This is a genomic window from Burkholderia mycopellens, from assembly GCF_964265025.1.
In the GTDB taxonomy this organism is placed as follows: Bacteria; Pseudomonadota; Gammaproteobacteria; order Burkholderiales; family Burkholderiaceae; genus Burkholderia.
This window is the reverse complement of the sequence record NZ_OZ183803.1, coordinates 3008807-3024619: the sequence shown is the minus strand read 5'-3', so window position 1 is coordinate 3024619 and position 15813 is coordinate 3008807. Positions and strand designations below refer to the sequence as shown.

General features: G+C 66.4%; 16 protein-coding genes and 1 pseudogene. 9 read left to right on the top strand and 8 right to left on the bottom strand.

Annotated features, from left to right (window positions below; genetic code table 11):
- The first annotated feature begins 145 nt into the window (after positions 1-145).
- A complete protein-coding gene (locus ACPTTC_RS31805; protein ID WP_423395355.1) occupies positions 146-742 on the top strand; it encodes a cupin domain-containing protein in 597 nt (198 codons plus the stop codon).
- Positions 743-1025: 283 nt separating this feature from the next.
- On the opposite strand, the pseudogene ACPTTC_RS31800 reads toward ACPTTC_RS31805, so the two are convergent.
- Positions 1026-1562 (bottom strand): annotated as a pseudogene (locus ACPTTC_RS31800) (IS630 family transposase); the annotation flags it as partial.
- A gap of 48 nt (positions 1563-1610) precedes the next feature.
- Positions 1611-2549, bottom strand: coding sequence for a LysR substrate-binding domain-containing protein (locus ACPTTC_RS31795; protein ID WP_423395748.1), 939 nt, complete (start codon positions 2547-2549; stop codon positions 1611-1613).
- 230 nt (positions 2550-2779) lie between these two features.
- Between ACPTTC_RS31795 and ACPTTC_RS31790 the strand changes: the two genes are divergently transcribed.
- Positions 2780-3655: a LysR substrate-binding domain-containing protein gene (locus ACPTTC_RS31790; protein WP_423395354.1), complete on the top strand. Its 876-nt coding sequence runs from the start codon at positions 2780-2782 to the stop codon at positions 3653-3655.
- A 143-nt stretch (positions 3656-3798) separates the two neighbouring features.
- On the opposite strand, the gene ACPTTC_RS31785 is transcribed toward ACPTTC_RS31790, so the two are convergent.
- From ACPTTC_RS31785 to fae, 4 genes are all read right to left on the bottom strand, one after another.
- Positions 3799-5133 (bottom strand): MFS transporter, encoded by a 1335-nt coding sequence (locus ACPTTC_RS31785; RefSeq protein WP_423395747.1) that lies wholly within the window; start codon positions 5131-5133, stop codon positions 3799-3801.
- A gap of 167 nt (positions 5134-5300) precedes the next feature.
- The gene (locus ACPTTC_RS31780) at positions 5301-6752 is read right to left on the bottom strand and encodes an NAD-dependent succinate-semialdehyde dehydrogenase (RefSeq protein WP_423395353.1); all 1452 of its coding nucleotides are present in this window, start codon (positions 6750-6752) and stop codon (positions 5301-5303) included.
- 56 nt (positions 6753-6808) lie between these two features.
- The gene (locus tag ACPTTC_RS31775; RefSeq protein WP_423395352.1) at positions 6809-7831 is read right to left on the bottom strand and encodes an aldo/keto reductase; all 1023 of its coding nucleotides are present in this window, start codon (positions 7829-7831) and stop codon (positions 6809-6811) included.
- Between the two features lie 41 nt (positions 7832-7872).
- A complete protein-coding gene (gene fae / locus ACPTTC_RS31770) occupies positions 7873-8397 on the bottom strand; it encodes a formaldehyde-activating enzyme (protein WP_031397394.1) in 525 nt (174 codons plus the stop codon).
- 325 nt (positions 8398-8722) lie between these two features.
- Between fae and ACPTTC_RS31765 the strand changes: the two genes are divergently transcribed.
- The 3 genes from ACPTTC_RS31765 (at position 8723) to ACPTTC_RS31755 (ending at position 10927) form a co-directional block, all read left to right on the top strand.
- The gene (locus ACPTTC_RS31765) at positions 8723-9643 is read left to right on the top strand and encodes a LysR family transcriptional regulator (protein WP_175957149.1); all 921 of its coding nucleotides are present in this window, start codon (positions 8723-8725) and stop codon (positions 9641-9643) included.
- Between the two features lie 224 nt (positions 9644-9867).
- On the top strand, positions 9868-10218 hold the full coding sequence (locus ACPTTC_RS31760) for a hypothetical protein (protein ID WP_423395351.1): 351 nt from the start codon (positions 9868-9870) through the stop codon (positions 10216-10218).
- A gap of 148 nt (positions 10219-10366) precedes the next feature.
- A complete protein-coding gene (locus ACPTTC_RS31755; RefSeq protein ID WP_423395350.1) occupies positions 10367-10927 on the top strand; it encodes a hypothetical protein in 561 nt (186 codons plus the stop codon).
- On the opposite strand, the gene ACPTTC_RS31750 is transcribed toward ACPTTC_RS31755, so the two are convergent.
- Entirely contained in the window at positions 10928-11803 is an 876-nt protein-coding gene (locus ACPTTC_RS31750) for a LysR family transcriptional regulator (RefSeq protein WP_059605089.1), read from the bottom strand.
- Between the two features lie 160 nt (positions 11804-11963).
- On the opposite strand from ACPTTC_RS31750, the gene ACPTTC_RS31745 reads away from it, so the two are divergent.
- Both ACPTTC_RS31745 and ACPTTC_RS31740 read left to right on the top strand, forming a co-directional pair.
- Entirely contained in the window at positions 11964-13283 is a 1320-nt protein-coding gene (locus ACPTTC_RS31745) for a DUF3422 family protein (protein WP_423395349.1), read from the top strand.
- Positions 13284-13326: 43 nt separating this feature from the next.
- Positions 13327-13530 (top strand): hypothetical protein, encoded by a 204-nt coding sequence (locus tag ACPTTC_RS31740; protein WP_423395348.1) that lies wholly within the window; start codon positions 13327-13329, stop codon positions 13528-13530.
- A gap of 37 nt (positions 13531-13567) precedes the next feature.
- On the opposite strand, the gene cynR is transcribed toward ACPTTC_RS31740, so the two are convergent.
- Positions 13568-14500, bottom strand: coding sequence for a transcriptional regulator CynR (cynR, locus tag ACPTTC_RS31735; RefSeq protein WP_423395347.1), 933 nt, complete (start codon positions 14498-14500; stop codon positions 13568-13570).
- Positions 14501-14613: 113 nt separating this feature from the next.
- On the opposite strand from cynR, the gene ACPTTC_RS31730 reads away from it, so the two are divergent.
- Positions 14614-15273, top strand: coding sequence for a carbonic anhydrase (locus ACPTTC_RS31730; protein WP_175965482.1), 660 nt, complete (start codon positions 14614-14616; stop codon positions 15271-15273).
- Between the two features lie 30 nt (positions 15274-15303).
- The gene (gene cynS, locus ACPTTC_RS31725; RefSeq protein ID WP_423395346.1) at positions 15304-15774 is read left to right on the top strand and encodes a cyanase; all 471 of its coding nucleotides are present in this window, start codon (positions 15304-15306) and stop codon (positions 15772-15774) included.
- Positions 15775-15813 lie beyond the last annotated feature (39 nt).

Genomic DNA, 15813 nt, shown 5'->3' with positions numbered 1-15813 from the left:
GCTGTTGGCCTGTCGCTACGAATTCACGGTTTGCTTGCCGGTGATGGCTAAAGCAGCTTCCGGATACGAAGCAGTAAGGAATTGCAAATCGCAACAATCACATCGTATGTTGACAATAAAAAATAGAATTTTTCGTAGAGGGTCGATGGCAGTGATCGTGCAAGCCGCTGTCATTTCAACTTTTATCGCACTTGGCCTGATCTATGTTGGGGAAGTTATGGCGGAAGAAAGCACGCACAAGATTGAAAAATCGAAGGAATTTTGGATTAAAAAGCTTGGTCTGGCGCCGCACCCAGAGGGTGGGTACTTCAGATACGAGTTCGGTTCAGATGTGGTCCGAAAAACAGCTGGCGGAGCTGAACGAAAAGACTATAGCGGAATATATTTCATGGTGACGCATGATAGTCCGTCACACTTTCATCAGATGAAGTCCGATGAAATATGGTATTACCACGCTGGGGATGCGTTGACGATGCATGTCATCGATGAAGCAGGGAAATACCGCACCGTCCGTATCGGCCCCAATCCGGATCGTGGGGAGGTGCTATCCGTGGTCATGCATGGTGGCTGGATTTTTGGCGCGTCGGTTGACTCGGGTGATTATACTTTGGTTAGTTGTACGGTCGTGCCGGGATTTGACGAGGCTGACTACAGAATATTAATTCAGTCTGAATTGTTGGAAAAATATCCGGAAAATCGGAATGTCATACTGAAAATGGCATACAAAAATTTTCCAAAATAAAAGGCGGGCGTGGTGTTGGAGTGCTCTGCCTTCGTGGTTCGATAGTCGTTTGCGCGAATGAATTTTGGACGGGATCATTCGTGTCAACGGTGAACAGTATTCCAACCTGCCAAGTAGAGGCGATCTTTCCAAAAGATGATGGGAAGCACTCGTCGGTGGCAAGAATTCGTGTGAATTTCAGGTCTATCGCCCGTATCTCCGCACGACGCATCCAGACGCCAGCGTCGATATGTGCCGACGTCGTGCGAGCGAGAAGCGGGCGAACTCAACCACACATTATCGTTTAGACCCGTGCGCAAAACCGTTCGAGGCTCGCGAGAATTTCATCGGCCGACTTGCTCCAGGCGAACGGCCGAGGATTCGCGTTATAGACGTCGAGGTAATGCCAGATTGCCTCTTCAAGCTGCCGTGTCGAGCGATGCGTGCCACGTCGAATGTACTTCTCGGTCAACGTGGCAAACCAACGTTCCACCTGATCGAGCCACGATGCAGACGTTGGGGTGAAGTGAACCCGGAAGCGCGGATGTCGAGCGAATCGGTTTTTGATCGAAGGCGCCTTATGCGTGCCGTAGTTATCCATCACCCGATGCACGTCCAGATCAGCGGGCACGCTGGCATCGATCGTGCGCAGGAACTGCGGGAATTCACTACTGCGATGGCGACGATGCAATTCACCGATGACTTCGCCCGTGGCAATGTCCAGCGCGGCAAACAAGGTGGTGGTGCCGTGGCGCATGTAGTCGGGGGTACGACGCTCGGGAATGCCGGGCGCCAACGGTAGTATGGGCTGCGTGCGGTCCAACGCCCGGATCTGGCTCTTCTACTACGACAGGCGGCAATTTATTCAACGAATTTCCAACTCGCAACACTACGCCAGCGGCACTTGCGGAAGCGGCGACGACGGTTCGAGATGGCGTTTCGCGAGCCACACTTCCTGCTGCAGCCAGTCGCGGAGCTGGACGATGTGCGGCAGGTTCGTCTGCTCGGGCCGCGTGACGAACCAGTACGACTGGTGGCCGTCGACATGCACGTTGAGCACCTGCATCAGTTGCCCGGTCGCGAGTTCGCGCGCGACCATATGGCGGTCGGCGATCGTGATGCCGAGACCGTCGATCGCCGCCCGGATCGCGTGGTCGAGCAGGTCGAATTCGTAGCCCCCGCGTGTGTCGACGTCGGTGATGCCGGCGGCTTTCAGCCAGTGCTGCCAGGTCAGGTAGCGCTGGTCGTCGGTGGCGAGCACGTGCAGCAGCGTGAAGCGGTTCAGGTCGATCGGCGCGCCGTCCTGTCGCAGCCGCGCATACAGCGCGGGCGCGCAGACGGCGATATGCTGTTCCTGCATCAGCAGTGCGTTGTCGAAGCCGTCCCATTCGCCGTCGCCGAACCGGATCGCGCAGTCGAGCACGCGCGATTCGCCGAGGCTGTCGTGAATGCGGGTCGTGAGGCTCAGCTCGAATTCGGGATGCGCGTCGCGCAGCCGGCCGAGGCGCGGCACCAGCCAGCGCGCGGCGAAGGTGGGCGGCACGTTCGCGCGCAGACGGTTCAGGTGGGTTTTTTCCTGCAGGCTGCGCACGGTCAGCTCGATCTTGTCGAACGATTGCTGCAGGGCGCGCAGCAGCACGCGGCCGGCCGCGGTCAGTTCGAGCTGGTGATGGCGGCGCTCGAGGAGGGTCTCGCCGAGCTGGCCCTCGAGCTGGCGAACCTGGCGGCTCACCGCGCTCTGCGTCACGTTGAGCAACTCGGCCGCGCGGGTGAAGCTGCCGGTGCGGCCGGCCATCTCGAAGGCTTTCAGCGCATTCAGCGCCGGCATCTTGCGTCTCACGGGCGGTGTGGTGTTTGGTGCGGGATGCTTATTGTAGGCGGAGGGCCGCAGACGCGGGGACGATGAATGGAAGCGACGGCGGGCGCGGGCCCTCGGGCCTTTGATCGCGCGGCGGCTGGCGCGCCGGGTTGCGACAGGGCCGCTCGCCGGATGGCCGGCGGCGCCTGCCGGCAACGACACGAACGATACGAACGATACAAACGAAAGGGACACACATCATGCGACGCCTGCCATCGTTGATCGCACTGCGATTTTTCGAGGAGACCGCGCGTCACCTGAGCTTCAACCGCGCGGCGGTTTCGCTGTGCGTGACGCAGGGGGCGGTGAGCCGGCAGATCCGGCTGCTCGAGGAAGCGCTCGGCGCGCGGCTGTTCGAGCGCGATCACAAGGGCGTGCGCCTGACCGATGCCGGCCAGCGGCTGCTGCCGTTCATCGGGCAGGCGTTCGACACGATCGAACGCGGCGTCGCCGAAATCGCCGCCACGCGGCCGGGTGCCAAGCGGCGGCTGACGGTGTCGCTGCCGCCCACGTTCGCGACGCAGTGGTTTTCGCCGCGGCTCGGCACCCTCGCGGAGGCGCTGCCTGACGTCGAGCTGTCGATCCGCACGGAGCCGGCTGACGATTGCCATTGCCACATCCGTTTCGGGCGCGCGGCGCGTGCCGGGATGCAGTCGGAACTGCTGATGATGGAGCGGCATGCGCTCGTCGGCGCGCCGCGCTATCGCGGCGATGCGCTCGATGTGCTGCTCGGCCGGTTGCCGTCGCTGCATGTGCTGCACGAAGGCAAGCGCCTGACGCTGTGGGCCGACTGGTGCGAGCAGGCGGGCGTGCCGCTGACGCGGATCGGCGACGGCATCGAGTTTTCCACGCTCGAACAGGCGATTCGCGCGGCTCGCAAGGGCGCGGGGCTCGCGGTGGTCGATCTCAACATGATCGAGGAGGAGATCGGCGAGGGCAGCCTCGTGCGGCTGTCGCCGGTGCAGCCGATCGGGCCGTTCGGCTATTGGCTCGATGTCGAGCCTGAGAGTGTCGCGGTCGAACCGGTGGCCGCGTTTGCTGCGTGGTTGCGAGAGCAGGCGGCGAGGAGAGGGTAGGCGGCGAGGGCGGTGGGACGCGGCTGATGTTTCCGTGGGAACGATCTCGCGCGCGTCGTCGCAGTGGCGCATCGGCATGGCGTCGATGCGAACGCCTTGATCGAGCGCGATGAAGCAGGCGGGCACGCAGCCCGCCGCCACCGTCAATGCCCCGACGCCTGCTCCAGCGTCAGGTGCTTCGTCTCCGGCGCCCATGCGATCGACACGATCATCCCCACCAGCAGCACGCCCGCGAGCGCGAACATCGTCGCGTGAAAGCCGAGCGTCGCGATGCCGGCCGGCAGCAGGAACGTGCCGATCGCCGAACCGAGCCGGCTGCACGCGATCGCGAGCCCCACGCCGCTCGCGCGCACGTCGGTCGGGAAGCACTCGGGCGGGAACACGCCGACGAGATTGCTGAACGCCGACATCGTCAGCGTGAAGATCGCGAACGCGACGATCATCGCGATGGCCGCCGACGACGGCAGCACCGCGAGCGCGACGAGCGATGCGCACGTCACCGCGAACGAGCCGATCAGGAAGCCGCGCCGCGACAGCCGGATCGTCAGCCAGATGCCGATCAGCGCGCCCAGCACGAGGAAGCCGTTCAGCAGCAGGTCCGCGCCGAAGCCTTCGGCGAGGCCGATCGTCTTCAGGATCGTCGGCAGGAACGTGTAGATCGCGAAATACGGAATCACGAGGCACACGAAGAACGCACAGTTGAAAATCGTGCGGCGGATCAGGTCACGCTGGAACAGCCGCGAGAAGCCGCCATGCGCATGCGGCTCGGTCGAACCGTCGAGCATCACGTGCGGCCCGAAGTGCTTCGCGACGATCGCGCACGCTTCCTGCGCGCGGCCTTTGCCGAGCAGCCAGCGAGGCGATTCGGGCGTGCCGATCCGCAGCACCAGCACGATCAGCGCGGGCAGCGCCGCCGACGCGAGCAGCCAGCGCCAGGCGTCGGGCGTGACGTCGCTGTACGCGAGACCGAGCACGTTCGCGGCGACATAGCCGATCGTCCAGATCACGCTGAACGAGCCGAGCAGCGCACCGCGATGCTTGCGCGGCGAGAATTCGGCGAGGATGGCATGGCCGACCGTGAAATCGCCGCCCATCCCGAAGCCGATCAGCACGCGCAGCAAACACAGTTCGAGCGGCGACGTGACGAAGAACTGCGCGAACGCAGCCGCGGTGATGATCACGAAGCTCGTCAGGAAGATCTTCTGCCGGCCCATCCGGTCGGACAGCCAGCCGAACACGAGACTGCCGAAGAAGATGCCGATCAGCGCCGAGCTGCCGATCATCCCCATCCAGAACGCGTCGATCGGCATCTGCTTGCCGAGCGCGGCGAGCGCGTAGCCGATCGTGCCGAGCGTGTAGCCCTCGGTGAAATGCGCGCCGAACGTCAGGCCGGCGATCTTCACGTGAAAGCGGTTGAGCGGCACGTCGTCGAGCGCGACGGGGCGGTGCGGCGCCTCGGCGCCGCGCGACAGCGGCAATGCGCGCGCCGTGCCGGATTGAACGTTGGCTTGAGTCAAGCTGCCTCCTGGATTGTGGGTGTGCGTGCAGCGGCGCGCGGCGGCGGAACGCCGTCGAGAGCGCCGTGCGAGGCGCCGCGCGGCCGGGCGGCGCGCGGCGCGGGTCGACCGCGGGGAGCGGCCGGTGGTCAGCGGCCGAGGCCGGCCATCAGCGTGTACTTGAGTTCCACGTATTCGTCGAGGCCGTACTTCGAGCCTTCGCGGCCGAGCCCCGATTGCTTGACGCCGCCGAACGGCGCGACCTCGGTCGAGATGATCCCGTCGTTGACGCCGACCATTCCGCTCTCCAGCGCACCCGATACGCGCCACGCCCGGCCGAGGTCGCGCGTGTAGAAGTACGCGGACAGCCCGAACGACGTGTCGTTGGCCGCGGCCACGGCTTCCGCCTCGGTCGCGAAGCGGAAGCAGCCGGCGACGGGGCCGAAGGTTTCCTCTTCGGCGATCAGCATGTCGGCCGTCATGCCGGTGAGCACGGTCGGCTCGTAGAACGTGCCGCCGAGCGCGTGACGCTTGCCGCCGGTGAGCGCGTGCGCGCCCTTCGCGGTGGCATCTGCCACGTGCCGCTCGACCTTGCCGAGCGCCGCGTCGTTGATCAACGGCCCCTGGTCGACTTCGCCCGCGAGCGCGTTGCCGACGCGCAGCGTGCGCACGGCGTCGGCGAGCTTGCGCGTGAACGCGTCGTACACGCCGTCCTGCACGAGAAAGCGGTTCACGCACACGCAGGTCTGGCCCGTGTTGCGGAACTTCGATGCGATCGCGCCCTCGACCGCCGCATCGAGATCGGCATCGTCGAACACGATGAACGGCGCATTGCCGCCGAGTTCGAGCGACAGCTTCTTCAGCGTGTCGGCCGACTGCTTCGCGAGCAGCTTGCCGACCCGCGTCGAGCCCGTGAACGACAGCTTGCGCACGACGGACGAACTCGTCAGCGTCTCGCCGATCGCAACCGCATCGCCCGACACGACGTTGAACACGCCGGCCGGCACGCCCGCGCGCTCGGCGAGCACCGCGAGTGCGAACGCCGACAGCGGCGTTTCCTCGGACGGCTTCAGCACCATCGTGCAGCCGGCCGCGAGCGCGGGGCCGGCCTTGCGCGTGATCATCGCGAGCGGGAAATTCCACGGCGTGATCGCCGCGACGACGCCGACCGGCTCGCGCGTGACGACGATCTGCGAATTCGGCTTCGGGCTCGGGATCACGTCGCCGTACATGCGCTTCGCTTCTTCCGCGAACCATTCGAGAAAGCTCGCCGCATACGCGACTTCACCACGCGCTTCCGCGAGCGGCTTGCCTTGCTCGCGCGTCAGCAGCTCGGCGAGCGCGTCGCGGTGTTCGAGCATCAGCTCGCCCCAGCGCTTCACGCGGGCGCCGCGTTCCTTCGCGGTCAGTGCGCGCCACGCGGGAAACGCGTGCGCGGCGGCGTCGATCGCGCGTTGGGTGTCGTCGGCGCCGCCTTTCGCGACCTTCGCGATCGTCTCGCCGGTCGCGGGGTTGAACACCGGATAGGTCGCATCGCTCGCGCCATGCGGTTCATGCCATTCGCCGCCGATGAAATGGCCGGTCCTCAGAAATGCGTTCATTGTGTGTCGTTCCTTCAGTGCCTCGGAGCCTCTCGGTACCGCAGTCCTTCAAACTTTCAGTCCGTCGCGAAGCTGCCCTGCGCCGGACGCGAGGTGCGCGCGATGCGTTTGCCGGCCGTGTAGTCGTTGATCAGGTCGCACGGCGTGTAGTTGCGTTCCAGCTCGTGCAGCTCTTCTTCGGTGAGTTGCGTTTCGAGCGCACCGAGCGCGCTGTCGAACTGCGCGACGGAATCCGCGCCGACCAGCATGCTCGCGATGCCGGGGCGGCCCAGCACCCACGCCTGCGCGATCTGCGCGGGCGGCACGCCGCGGCGCTTCGCGACCTTCGCGACCGATTCCGCGATCGCGAGCGACGATGCGTCGCCGTACATCTGCGCGGTGAAGAAGTCGGTCTGGTTGCGCGTCGATTGCGGCTCGCAGGTGAGCAGGCCGCGCGCGAGCGGGCTGAACACCGATACGCCGACGCCCTGGTCGATGCAGTACGGCACCATCTCGCGCTCTTCCTCGCGATACGCGAGGTTCAGCTGCAGCTGCATGTTGATCGGCTTGTCCCAGCCGTTTCGTTCGCAGGCCTGCATGATCTTCGCGAACTGCCACGTGTACATCGTCGACACGCCGATATAGCGCGCCTTGCCCGCGCGCACGATGTCGTGCAGCGTGCTCATCGTTTCCTCGACGGGCGTGTTCACGTCGAAGAAGTGCAGCATGAAGATGTCGACGTAATCCATCCCGAGGCGCTTCAGCGACCCGTCGATGCCGTCGAGCACGTGCTTGCGCGAATGGCCGCCCGCGTTCGGATAGCTGCCCATGTCGTAGCCGACCTTGGTCGTCACGACCAGCTCCTCGCGGCGCGCGTTGCGCTTCAGGATGCGGCCGACCACTTCCTCGCCGACGCCGGTCGAATAGAAATCCGCGAGATCGATGAAGTTGACGCCGGCGTCGAGTGCGCGGCGCACGATCGGCTCGCTCTGCGCTTCGTCGAAGATCCAGGGCTTCCATTCGGGGGTGCCCATGTTCATCGTGCCGAGACACAGGCGGGACACCTTCAGGCCGGACTGGCCGAGGCGGACGTATTCCATGTTTCCTCCAGGTGCGGCCTTGTATCGGCCGCTTGTCGTCGTCAGTTTTTCTTCGGGGTGTAGAACGGGTTCGACACGTCGCGCGCGGCGGCGAACACCGCGTCGCGATGCGGCAGCCCTTCCATCGCCGCGACGATCGCGTTGCGGCACGCGCGGTAGTTGTTCTCGAACACGGCGTCGAGATCGTCGGTCTGCGGGTTCACCCAGTTCGCGGACACGACGACCCAGTCGTTCTCCGCTTCGGGCGGCAGCGTGCCGTTCTCGAGCGCTTCGGCCACGGCCTTCGCGATGCCGGCCTGCGACGCGCCCCACGTGGCATTGCCGTGGAAGTCGCCGGCGATCTGCGCCTTGTTCACATACAGCGTGAGCGGCTTGGTCGGCACGCCCGGCTGCGCGATCACGACGAACGGCGCATGGCCGGCCGACGGCGTGGCGAGCGCGGTGGCGAACGCCTGGCCCGCCGGGCCGTTGCGCGGGCCGACCAGCACGTTGATGTGCGCGAGGTTGACGCCGGGGCCTTCGAAGCCTTCGCCGATGTAAAGCTGCCTGGGTTGGGATGCGGTCATTGCGGTGTCTCGTCGATGAGGTGGGTGTGAGGCGATTGTGGTGGGCCGTGGCGCGGCCGGTGAATCGATGTTTTCTGATCGGGCCATGAGTTTTCGTCGTCTCCGGGAAAGCCCTGATCCCGGCGCGCGAATGCCCGCCGGGCGGGCCTCGACCGTTGTCGCGACGGCGGCCGGGGCGGGATCGGCGGGTGGGCATTAGCGTACCGGCTCCGGGTTTGTCATACCCGGGCAGGGGTTGGAGGGCCGAGCGCATCTGGACAACAATCGGCGTACTCCGAGCCCTATCTTTCGTCTTCCCTTTTTTTTTCGAAAGCGAGTAATTCCGATGGCTGCCATTCAAAGGCCCGATTGGTCGAAGCTCAGTTCGCTCGATCCGGAGCTGATCCGGGCATTCGTCGCCGTGGTCGAGAGCGGCGGTTTCACCGCGGCGGCCCGGCAACTGCATCGCACGCAATCGACGATCAGCCTGCGCATCCGCACGCTCGAGGAGCGGCTCGACACGCACCTGTTCATGCGCAACAGCCGGCGGCTCGAGCTGTCGCGCGACGGCGAGAATTTCCTGATTCATGCACGCCGGATCATCCAGGTGCAGAACGACGCGATCCTCGCGCTGAAGCAGGCGAGCAGCGACCGCGGCGTCGTGCGCTTCGGGCTGCCCGAGGACTATGCGGAGCTGTGGTTGCCCGACCTGCTGAAGTCGTTCTATGCGACGCGGCCGGGCGCGCGTTTTCATGTGCATTGCCGCACGTCGCTCGAACTGCTCGAACGGCTGCAGGCCGGCGAGCTCGACGTCGCGCTCGTCGTGCGGCATGGGCCGAACGCGAGCGGGCGGCTGCTCGGCCGACACGACGTCGTGTGGGCGGCGCACCGCGATTTCGCGCTGGACCCGCAGGCGTCGGTGCCGCTCGCGCTGTTTCCGGAGACGTGCTGCTACCGGCAGCGCGGGCTGCAGGCGCTCGCGACGGCCGAGCGGCCGTATCACGTCGTCTATACGAGCCAGAGCCCGACCGGCATCAAGATCGCGGTGAACCACGGCGCGGCCGTGACGATGATCGACCGCTGCACGCTGCCCGAGAACTGGCGCGTGCTCGACGAGACGGACGGGCTGCCGCCGCTGCCGGCGGCCGATCTCGAACTGCATCGCTCGCCGGGCATCTGCGACCCGCTGACCGACGATCTGGTGTCGATGATCGAATCGATGGTCGACGAGCGGCGGCGTGCGTCGCTCGACGCGTTCGCCGCGTAACGGAACGACCGCGGGGCCGCACGCCGCGCGGGCGAGGTTGGGGCAAGCTGCGGCGCGAGATCGCCGCGCGTGCGTGACGACCGCACGGACAGCTTCCGGCCGGTATCGTGTTGTGTCCCCGATGGCGTTTTTTGCATCGGCGGCGCGTTTTTTTGCACGACGTTTATGCCGTCTCTTCTAAGCTGGGGAGGTGTCGAACAGCCGAGACGGCTTCCGTCCGCTCCATGACCTTCATTCATCCCGTTCCCGCCTTCGATGTCGCCGGCCGCCAGTTGCGCGCCGGCGCACGCAACAACGTCATTCCGTTCCCGCCGCCGCGCCCGCGCCTGCAGTTGCCCGTCACGCTGACGGCCGACTCCGGCGAACGCGCGCACGCCCTGCTCGCGGCGCTGCTGCATTCCCCGCTCGGCGTCCATGTCGTCAGCGCGCGTGCCGTGCGCGACGTGGTTCCCGTGCACTTCGACATCGCACCGGAAGACCTGGATTTCACGCTGCGCACGCTGATCGCGCAGCAGGCCGATGCGGTGATCGGGCCGGTCGCGCGCCGTTTGCGCGTCGGGCCGAAGGCGCGGTGAAGCGAGGAACGGTTGTTGCTCGTTCCTGAATGGTTTGTCCGATCCGCCGCCCGATCGCCGGTTGCCGGCCGCCGTGCTGCCCGCCCGCAGGCGGCACGGCGGCGAGCGCCATCGCGTGCGCGGCGCCGATCCTGAATATGGAGGGGTCATGGACCTCATGGAAGCAGTGCCTGTCGCGCGGCCGGCGAGCCGTCGCGTACCGACGGCGTCGCTGCCGTCGGGCCAGCAACTCGCGCGTCAGCTCGTGACGACGGTGCGCGTGGCCGAAGTGCTGCTGCATCAGGCGATCGTCGTGCCCGACGGGCATCAGTGGTCGGTCGACACCGAGCGGGTCGACGCGGCCGGCGGGCCGCTCGCGGCGTGGGAAACCTGCGTGACCTGGCGGATCGGCAAGGTGTTCGCCGCGACGGTGAGCCCGGCCGCGCGCGTCAACGATCGCGACCAGGTCGCCGTCGAGATCCGGCTCTGCCTGCCCGAGCAGGACTACGTGGCCGGGCGGCGCGTGAGCACCTTCGGCCGCTGCCACGGCAACCGCTTCGGCGCGACGCTGTCGGTCGCGTCGGGTGCGCAGTGGGGCTGGCAACGCAAGGAGCACGTCGCACCGGAACACGCGCAGCTGCGCGGCGATACGCTCGAGGCGCTCGTCGATGCGGTGGTCGCGAACGTCAACGCGGCGCTGGCCGCGGCGGGATTCGGCGCGACGCGCTGATCACGCGTCGGCGGTTTGCCCGGTCTGCCGCTGCAGGTCTTCCATCAACTGCTCCGCGAGAAAGTCGCACGGCGGCCGCTTCGATTTGGTGCTGCGCGCGAGGATCAGTTCGAGCGGCGGCAGGTCGGGCAGCCCGTGCGAGCGGCCGAGCATCGACAGTTGCGCGGGAATCGCGCAGCGCGCGAGCGGCGCGACCGCGAGGCCGGCCTCGACCATGCTGAGCAGCCCGAGCAGGCTCGGGCTTTCATAGGAGGTGCGGTACGGCACCTTCGCGCGCTCCAGGCTGCGGATCGCGTTCTCGCGCGCAACGCTGCCCGGCATGAACACCGCGATCGGCAGCGGCCGCTCTTCCCACACGCGCGGCCCGTTCGTCATCGCGGCCCACGCCATCGGCTCGTGGCGGATGAAATCGCCGGTCAGCCCCTTGATGCGCGTGCCGCACACGAGATCGACGGTGCCCTCCTTGATCAGCGGCGCGAGCGCGCTGCTCGGCAGCCCCATCACCTGGATCTCGACCTTCGGGTAGGTCGCCGAGAATTTCTTCAGGACCGACGGCAGCAGCGACGACGCGTAGTCGTCCGGCACGCCGATCACGACTTTACCGGTCACTTCCGGCCGTACCACGGCCGCCCAGGCCTCGTCGCGCAGCGCCAGCATTCGTCTGGCGAATCCGAGCAGCACCTCGCCTTCGCGCGTCAGCACGATGCTGCGCGGCTTGCGCACGAACAGCGGCCGGCCGATCGCGTCTTCCAGGCTCTTGATCTGCATGCTCACGGCCGACTGCGAGCGGTTCACGGCCTCGGCGGCGCGGGTCATGTTGCCGGTTTCCGCGACGGCGACGACGGTGGCCAGCACGTCGTGATCGAGCATCTTCATGGGTATCAGGAAAACTGAACGTAACGATCAGCATTATGCGTTTTTATTGTTGCTGTGTGTCTGCCATAGTGCGATCACGCTGACGTTTCATCCGAAAGGGCGCGGCGTTCGGGCCGGTCGATCCGGCGTGCAGCACTGAACAGGAAAGCGTGGTGTATCGATGATGGACCATCCGTTGCGCGCCGCGCTGGCCGCGGAATTGCATGCCCGGCCGTTCCTGCGGCTCGCCGAAGCCGTGTCGCTCACGCATTACGCGATCTACGCGGACGGCCAGCCCGACATCCACGAAACGCTGCTGCACGCACTGTGCCGCGATACCGGCATCGCCGCGCCGCACGAAGGCGCGACGCACTACGCGGTGCAGTCGCCGAGCGGCTGGCATCTGAAGTGGGAACGCCATACCGAATTCTCGACCTTCACGTTCGTCGCGCCGCGCCGCGACACCGGCTATTTCGACGATCTCGCGATCGAAGGCATTCCGGCTGCGTGGTTCGCGCGGCTCGCCGGCATCCGCTTCGTCGCGGTGCGCATGGAGCTGCTGAAGGGCGACGCGGCGCGGCTCGTCTGCGGCGACCTGCGCCGCTGGATCGACGGCCCCGCGCTCGTCGGCAGCAACGTGCTCGGCGGCGGCAAGGTGTTCTGCGACTGGCACGTGCGCGACGACGGCTTCATGCGCTTTCTCGTGGTCGACGAGGATTTTCGCGAGGAGCAGGGCGGCCGCCTGCTGCAGCGCCTGCATGAAATCGAAACGTACCGGATGATGGCGCTGCTGGCGCTGCCCGTCGCGCGCCGGATGAGCCGCGAGCTGGACGAGATCCACGCGGCGCTGCACGCATTGATGCAGCGGATGGACGCGAGCGGCGCGGACGGCGACGATTCGGCGCTGCTCGTCAAGCTCACGCATCTCGCGGTGCGGGTCGAATCGCTGTCGGGATCGGGCGCACGTTTCAGCGCGTCGCGTGCGTACGAAAAGCTCGTGCTGGCACGCATCCACGAGCTGCGCGAGGAGCGCATCGAAGGGATGCCGACGATCGCCGAATTCATGGAACGCCGCTTCGCGCCGGCGATGGAAACCTGCCGCAGCGTATGGGCGCGCCACGAGCAGATCGCCGCGCGGATCGCGCGGGCGGTCGACCTGCTGCGCACGCGCGTGAATCTTGCTCAGGAAAAGGACGTGACGCGCCTGCTGGCGGGCATGGAGCGCACCGCGCGCAATCAGCTTCACTTGCAGCACGCGGTCGAAGGGCTGTCGGTGGCGGCCATTTCGTACTACGTGCTGTCGCTCGCGACGGCGGCGTTCAAGGCGCTGCACGTGATGAACCTGCCGGTCGATCCCGAGCTCGCGGAAGGCCTGCTGATCGCGCCGGTCGTGTTCGCGGTGATCCACATTACGCGGCGCACGCGCGCGCAGCTGGCGCGATCGGAGGCGGCGCACGACGGCACGCCGGTGCAGGCGGCGGCATTGAAGCAAGTTGGTTAGAACTTCGAAAACATAAACAGGTAAAACAGGTAAAGGAGTGGAGATGACTTTTTCGCAGAAGCAGCCGGGCTTTTACAGCGGTTTCGATGCCGCGTTCGACGAACCGGCACCGGATGAGCCAGGCGCGCCGGAAGCGCCGCGCGTGACGTCGTATCAGGCGGTGCTGCAGGAGCCGATGACGTCGCTCGTCGGGAATACGAACGACCGGCCGGACGTCGCGGCGGTGGCGATCCTCGGGTACAACTGACGCGGTTGCTTGCCCCGCTCCGGGGCAACGCCGGCCTTCATTGCCCGGCCGCCCCGGGGCGTGCCGGGCGGGGTTCGCCTGCCTTTTTCCCTTTCCCCGCCCCCTGCGCCAACGCCAGTTCGACGAACGCGCGCGCAGCGGCGCTCCGGTACGCCCCCTTGCGCTGCAGCAGCACGGCCGTGCGCCGCAGGACGGCCGGATCGAGCGCGACGGCAACGAGATCGTCGTGCCCGGTCGCGATCGTCGCGGGCAGCAGCGTCGCGAGGTTCGTGCGGCGCACGATCTCGATCACCGCCCCCAGCGAATTCGCTTCCATCAAGACGCGCGGCCGCACGTCATGCTCGCGGAAATAGCGGTCGATCTGCATGCGTGTCGCGAACTCGGCCGTGAGCAGCACGAGCGGCGCGTCGTGCAGCGCGCGCAGGCCGGCCTTGCGCTTGCCGGCGAGCGCATGCTGGCGGCGCACGACGAGCGCGAGCGTTTCGACCAGTAACGTTTCCGCCTCGATATCCGCCGTCTGCACTTCCTCGAACGCGATGCCGACATCGAGCTCGTCGTCGACGAGCAGCGCCTCGATGCGTTCCTGCGACATCTCGCGCACCGATAGCGACACATCCGGATAGCGGCCGTGAAACGCCTCGACGAGCGGCCCGACGAGATAGCTCGTGAAAGTGGGCGTGACCGCGATCCGCAGCGAGCCGCGGCTCAGATCCTGCACGTCGTGAATCGCGCGCCGGCCTTCCGCGAGATCGTGCAGCGCCTGCCGCGCATAGCGGAAATACACGTCGCCGGCGTCGGTCAGCCGCGTCACGCGCCCGCTGCGGTCGAACAGTTGCGCGCCGAGCGTCTCCTCGAGCTGGCGGATCTGCTGGGACAGCGCGGGCTGCGACACATGCAGCGCGGCGGCCGCGCGCGTGAAGCTGCGGTGCTCGGCGACGGCGAGGAAGTAGTGGATATGGCGCAGCAGCATGGCGATTCCTATAAGTCCTGCTTATCCACAGGATCATAAATCAGTCTTTTACCTTATTGGAAGTCCGGCGTAACCTGCCCTTCATCGATTCCACCTGCACCGGAGAACACACGATGAAGGACATCATCGAAGGCTTCCTGAAGTTCCAGCGCGACGCCTATCCGGAACGCGCCGCGCTGTTCCGCGATCTCGCGCGCAGCCAGAACCCGCGCGCGCTGTTCATCTCGTGCTCGGACAGCCGGCTCGTGCCCGAACTCGTCACGCAGCGCGAACCCGGCGACCTGTTCGTGATCCGCAATGCCGGCAACATCGTGCCGTCGTACGGCCCCGAGCCGGGCGGCGTATCGGCGTCGGTCGAATACGCGGTGGCCGCGCTGCGCGTGACCGACGTCGTGATCTGCGGCCATTCCGATTGCGGCGCGATGACCGCGATCGCCACCTGCCAGTGCATGGACCACATGCCGGCCGTCGGCCACTGGCTGCGCTACGCCGATTCGGCGCGCGTCGTGAACGAGGCGCGCCCGCATCGCAGCGAACGCGAGCGGATCGACTCGATGGTGCGCGAGAACGTCGTCGCGCAACTCGCGAACCTGAAGACGCACCCTGCCGTGCGGCTTGCGCTCGAAGAAGGGCGGCTCGCGTTGCACGGCTGGGTCTACGACATCGAATCGGGCTGCATCGACGCCTACGACGGCGCGACCGGCCGGTTCGTCTCCCTGGCGGACCACCCCGAGGTCCGCGCCACGCCCGCGACGCTCCCCGTCGCGGCCTGAATCGCTCCTACCCAACCACGAGGAATTGCCATGATCCAGTCCCAACTCAGCCAGACTGCCCGCCACGCGCTCGCGGAGACCATCGTGCTCGCGAAGGCGCGCAAGAACCTGTCGTTCGCACAGCTCACCGAAGGCACGGGCCTGAGCGAAGCGTTCGTGACCGCCGCGCTGCTTGGCCAGCACGCGCTGCCGGCGGAAGCGGCGCGCAACGTCGCCGACAAGCTCGGCCTCGACGACGACGCGGTGCTGCTGCTGCAGACGATCCCGCTGCGCGGCAGCATCGACGATCGCGTGCCGACCGACCCGACCATTTACCGCTTCTACGAAATGCTGCAGGTGTACGGCACGACGCTGAAGGCGCTCGTTCACGAGAAGTTCGGCGACGGCATCATCAGCGCGATCAATTTCCGGCTCGACGTGAAGAAGGTCGACGATCCCGAAGGCGGTTCGCGCGCGGTGATCACGCTCGACGGCAAGTACCTGCCGACCAAGCCGTTCTGACGCCGATGCGGCGCCGCGGCAGCGGTGCCGCGCAGCTTC

Bases quoted from the DNA above. Each gene is read 5' to 3' on its own strand.
- ACPTTC_RS31805 (WP_423395355.1), top strand. From the start codon at position 146: ATGGCAGTGATCGTGCAAGCCGCTGTCATTTCAACTTTTATCGCACTT.
- ACPTTC_RS31795 (WP_423395748.1), bottom strand. From the start codon at position 2,549: ATGCCGGCGCTGAATGCGCTGAAAGCCTTCGAGATGGCCGGCCGCACC.
- ACPTTC_RS31790 (WP_423395354.1), top strand. From the start codon at position 2,780: ATGCGACGCCTGCCATCGTTGATCGCACTGCGATTTTTCGAGGAGACC.
- ACPTTC_RS31780 (WP_423395353.1), bottom strand. From the start codon at position 6,752: ATGAACGCATTTCTGAGGACCGGCCATTTCATCGGCGGCGAATGGCAT.
- ACPTTC_RS31775 (WP_423395352.1), bottom strand. From the start codon at position 7,831: ATGGAATACGTCCGCCTCGGCCAGTCCGGCCTGAAGGTGTCCCGCCTG.
- fae (WP_031397394.1), bottom strand. From the start codon at position 8,397: ATGACCGCATCCCAACCCAGGCAGCTTTACATCGGCGAAGGCTTCGAA.
- ACPTTC_RS31765 (WP_175957149.1), top strand. From the start codon at position 8,723: ATGGCTGCCATTCAAAGGCCCGATTGGTCGAAGCTCAGTTCGCTCGAT.
- ACPTTC_RS31760 (WP_423395351.1), top strand. From the start codon at position 9,868: ATGACCTTCATTCATCCCGTTCCCGCCTTCGATGTCGCCGGCCGCCAG.
- ACPTTC_RS31755 (WP_423395350.1), top strand. From the start codon at position 10,367: ATGGACCTCATGGAAGCAGTGCCTGTCGCGCGGCCGGCGAGCCGTCGC.
- ACPTTC_RS31750 (WP_059605089.1), bottom strand. From the start codon at position 11,803: ATGAAGATGCTCGATCACGACGTGCTGGCCACCGTCGTCGCCGTCGCG.
- ACPTTC_RS31745 (WP_423395349.1), top strand. From the start codon at position 11,964: ATGATGGACCATCCGTTGCGCGCCGCGCTGGCCGCGGAATTGCATGCC.
- ACPTTC_RS31740 (WP_423395348.1), top strand. From the start codon at position 13,327: ATGACTTTTTCGCAGAAGCAGCCGGGCTTTTACAGCGGTTTCGATGCC.
- cynR (WP_423395347.1), bottom strand. From the start codon at position 14,500: ATGCTGCTGCGCCATATCCACTACTTCCTCGCCGTCGCCGAGCACCGC.
- ACPTTC_RS31730 (WP_175965482.1), top strand. From the start codon at position 14,614: ATGAAGGACATCATCGAAGGCTTCCTGAAGTTCCAGCGCGACGCCTAT.
- cynS (WP_423395346.1), top strand. From the start codon at position 15,304: ATGATCCAGTCCCAACTCAGCCAGACTGCCCGCCACGCGCTCGCGGAG.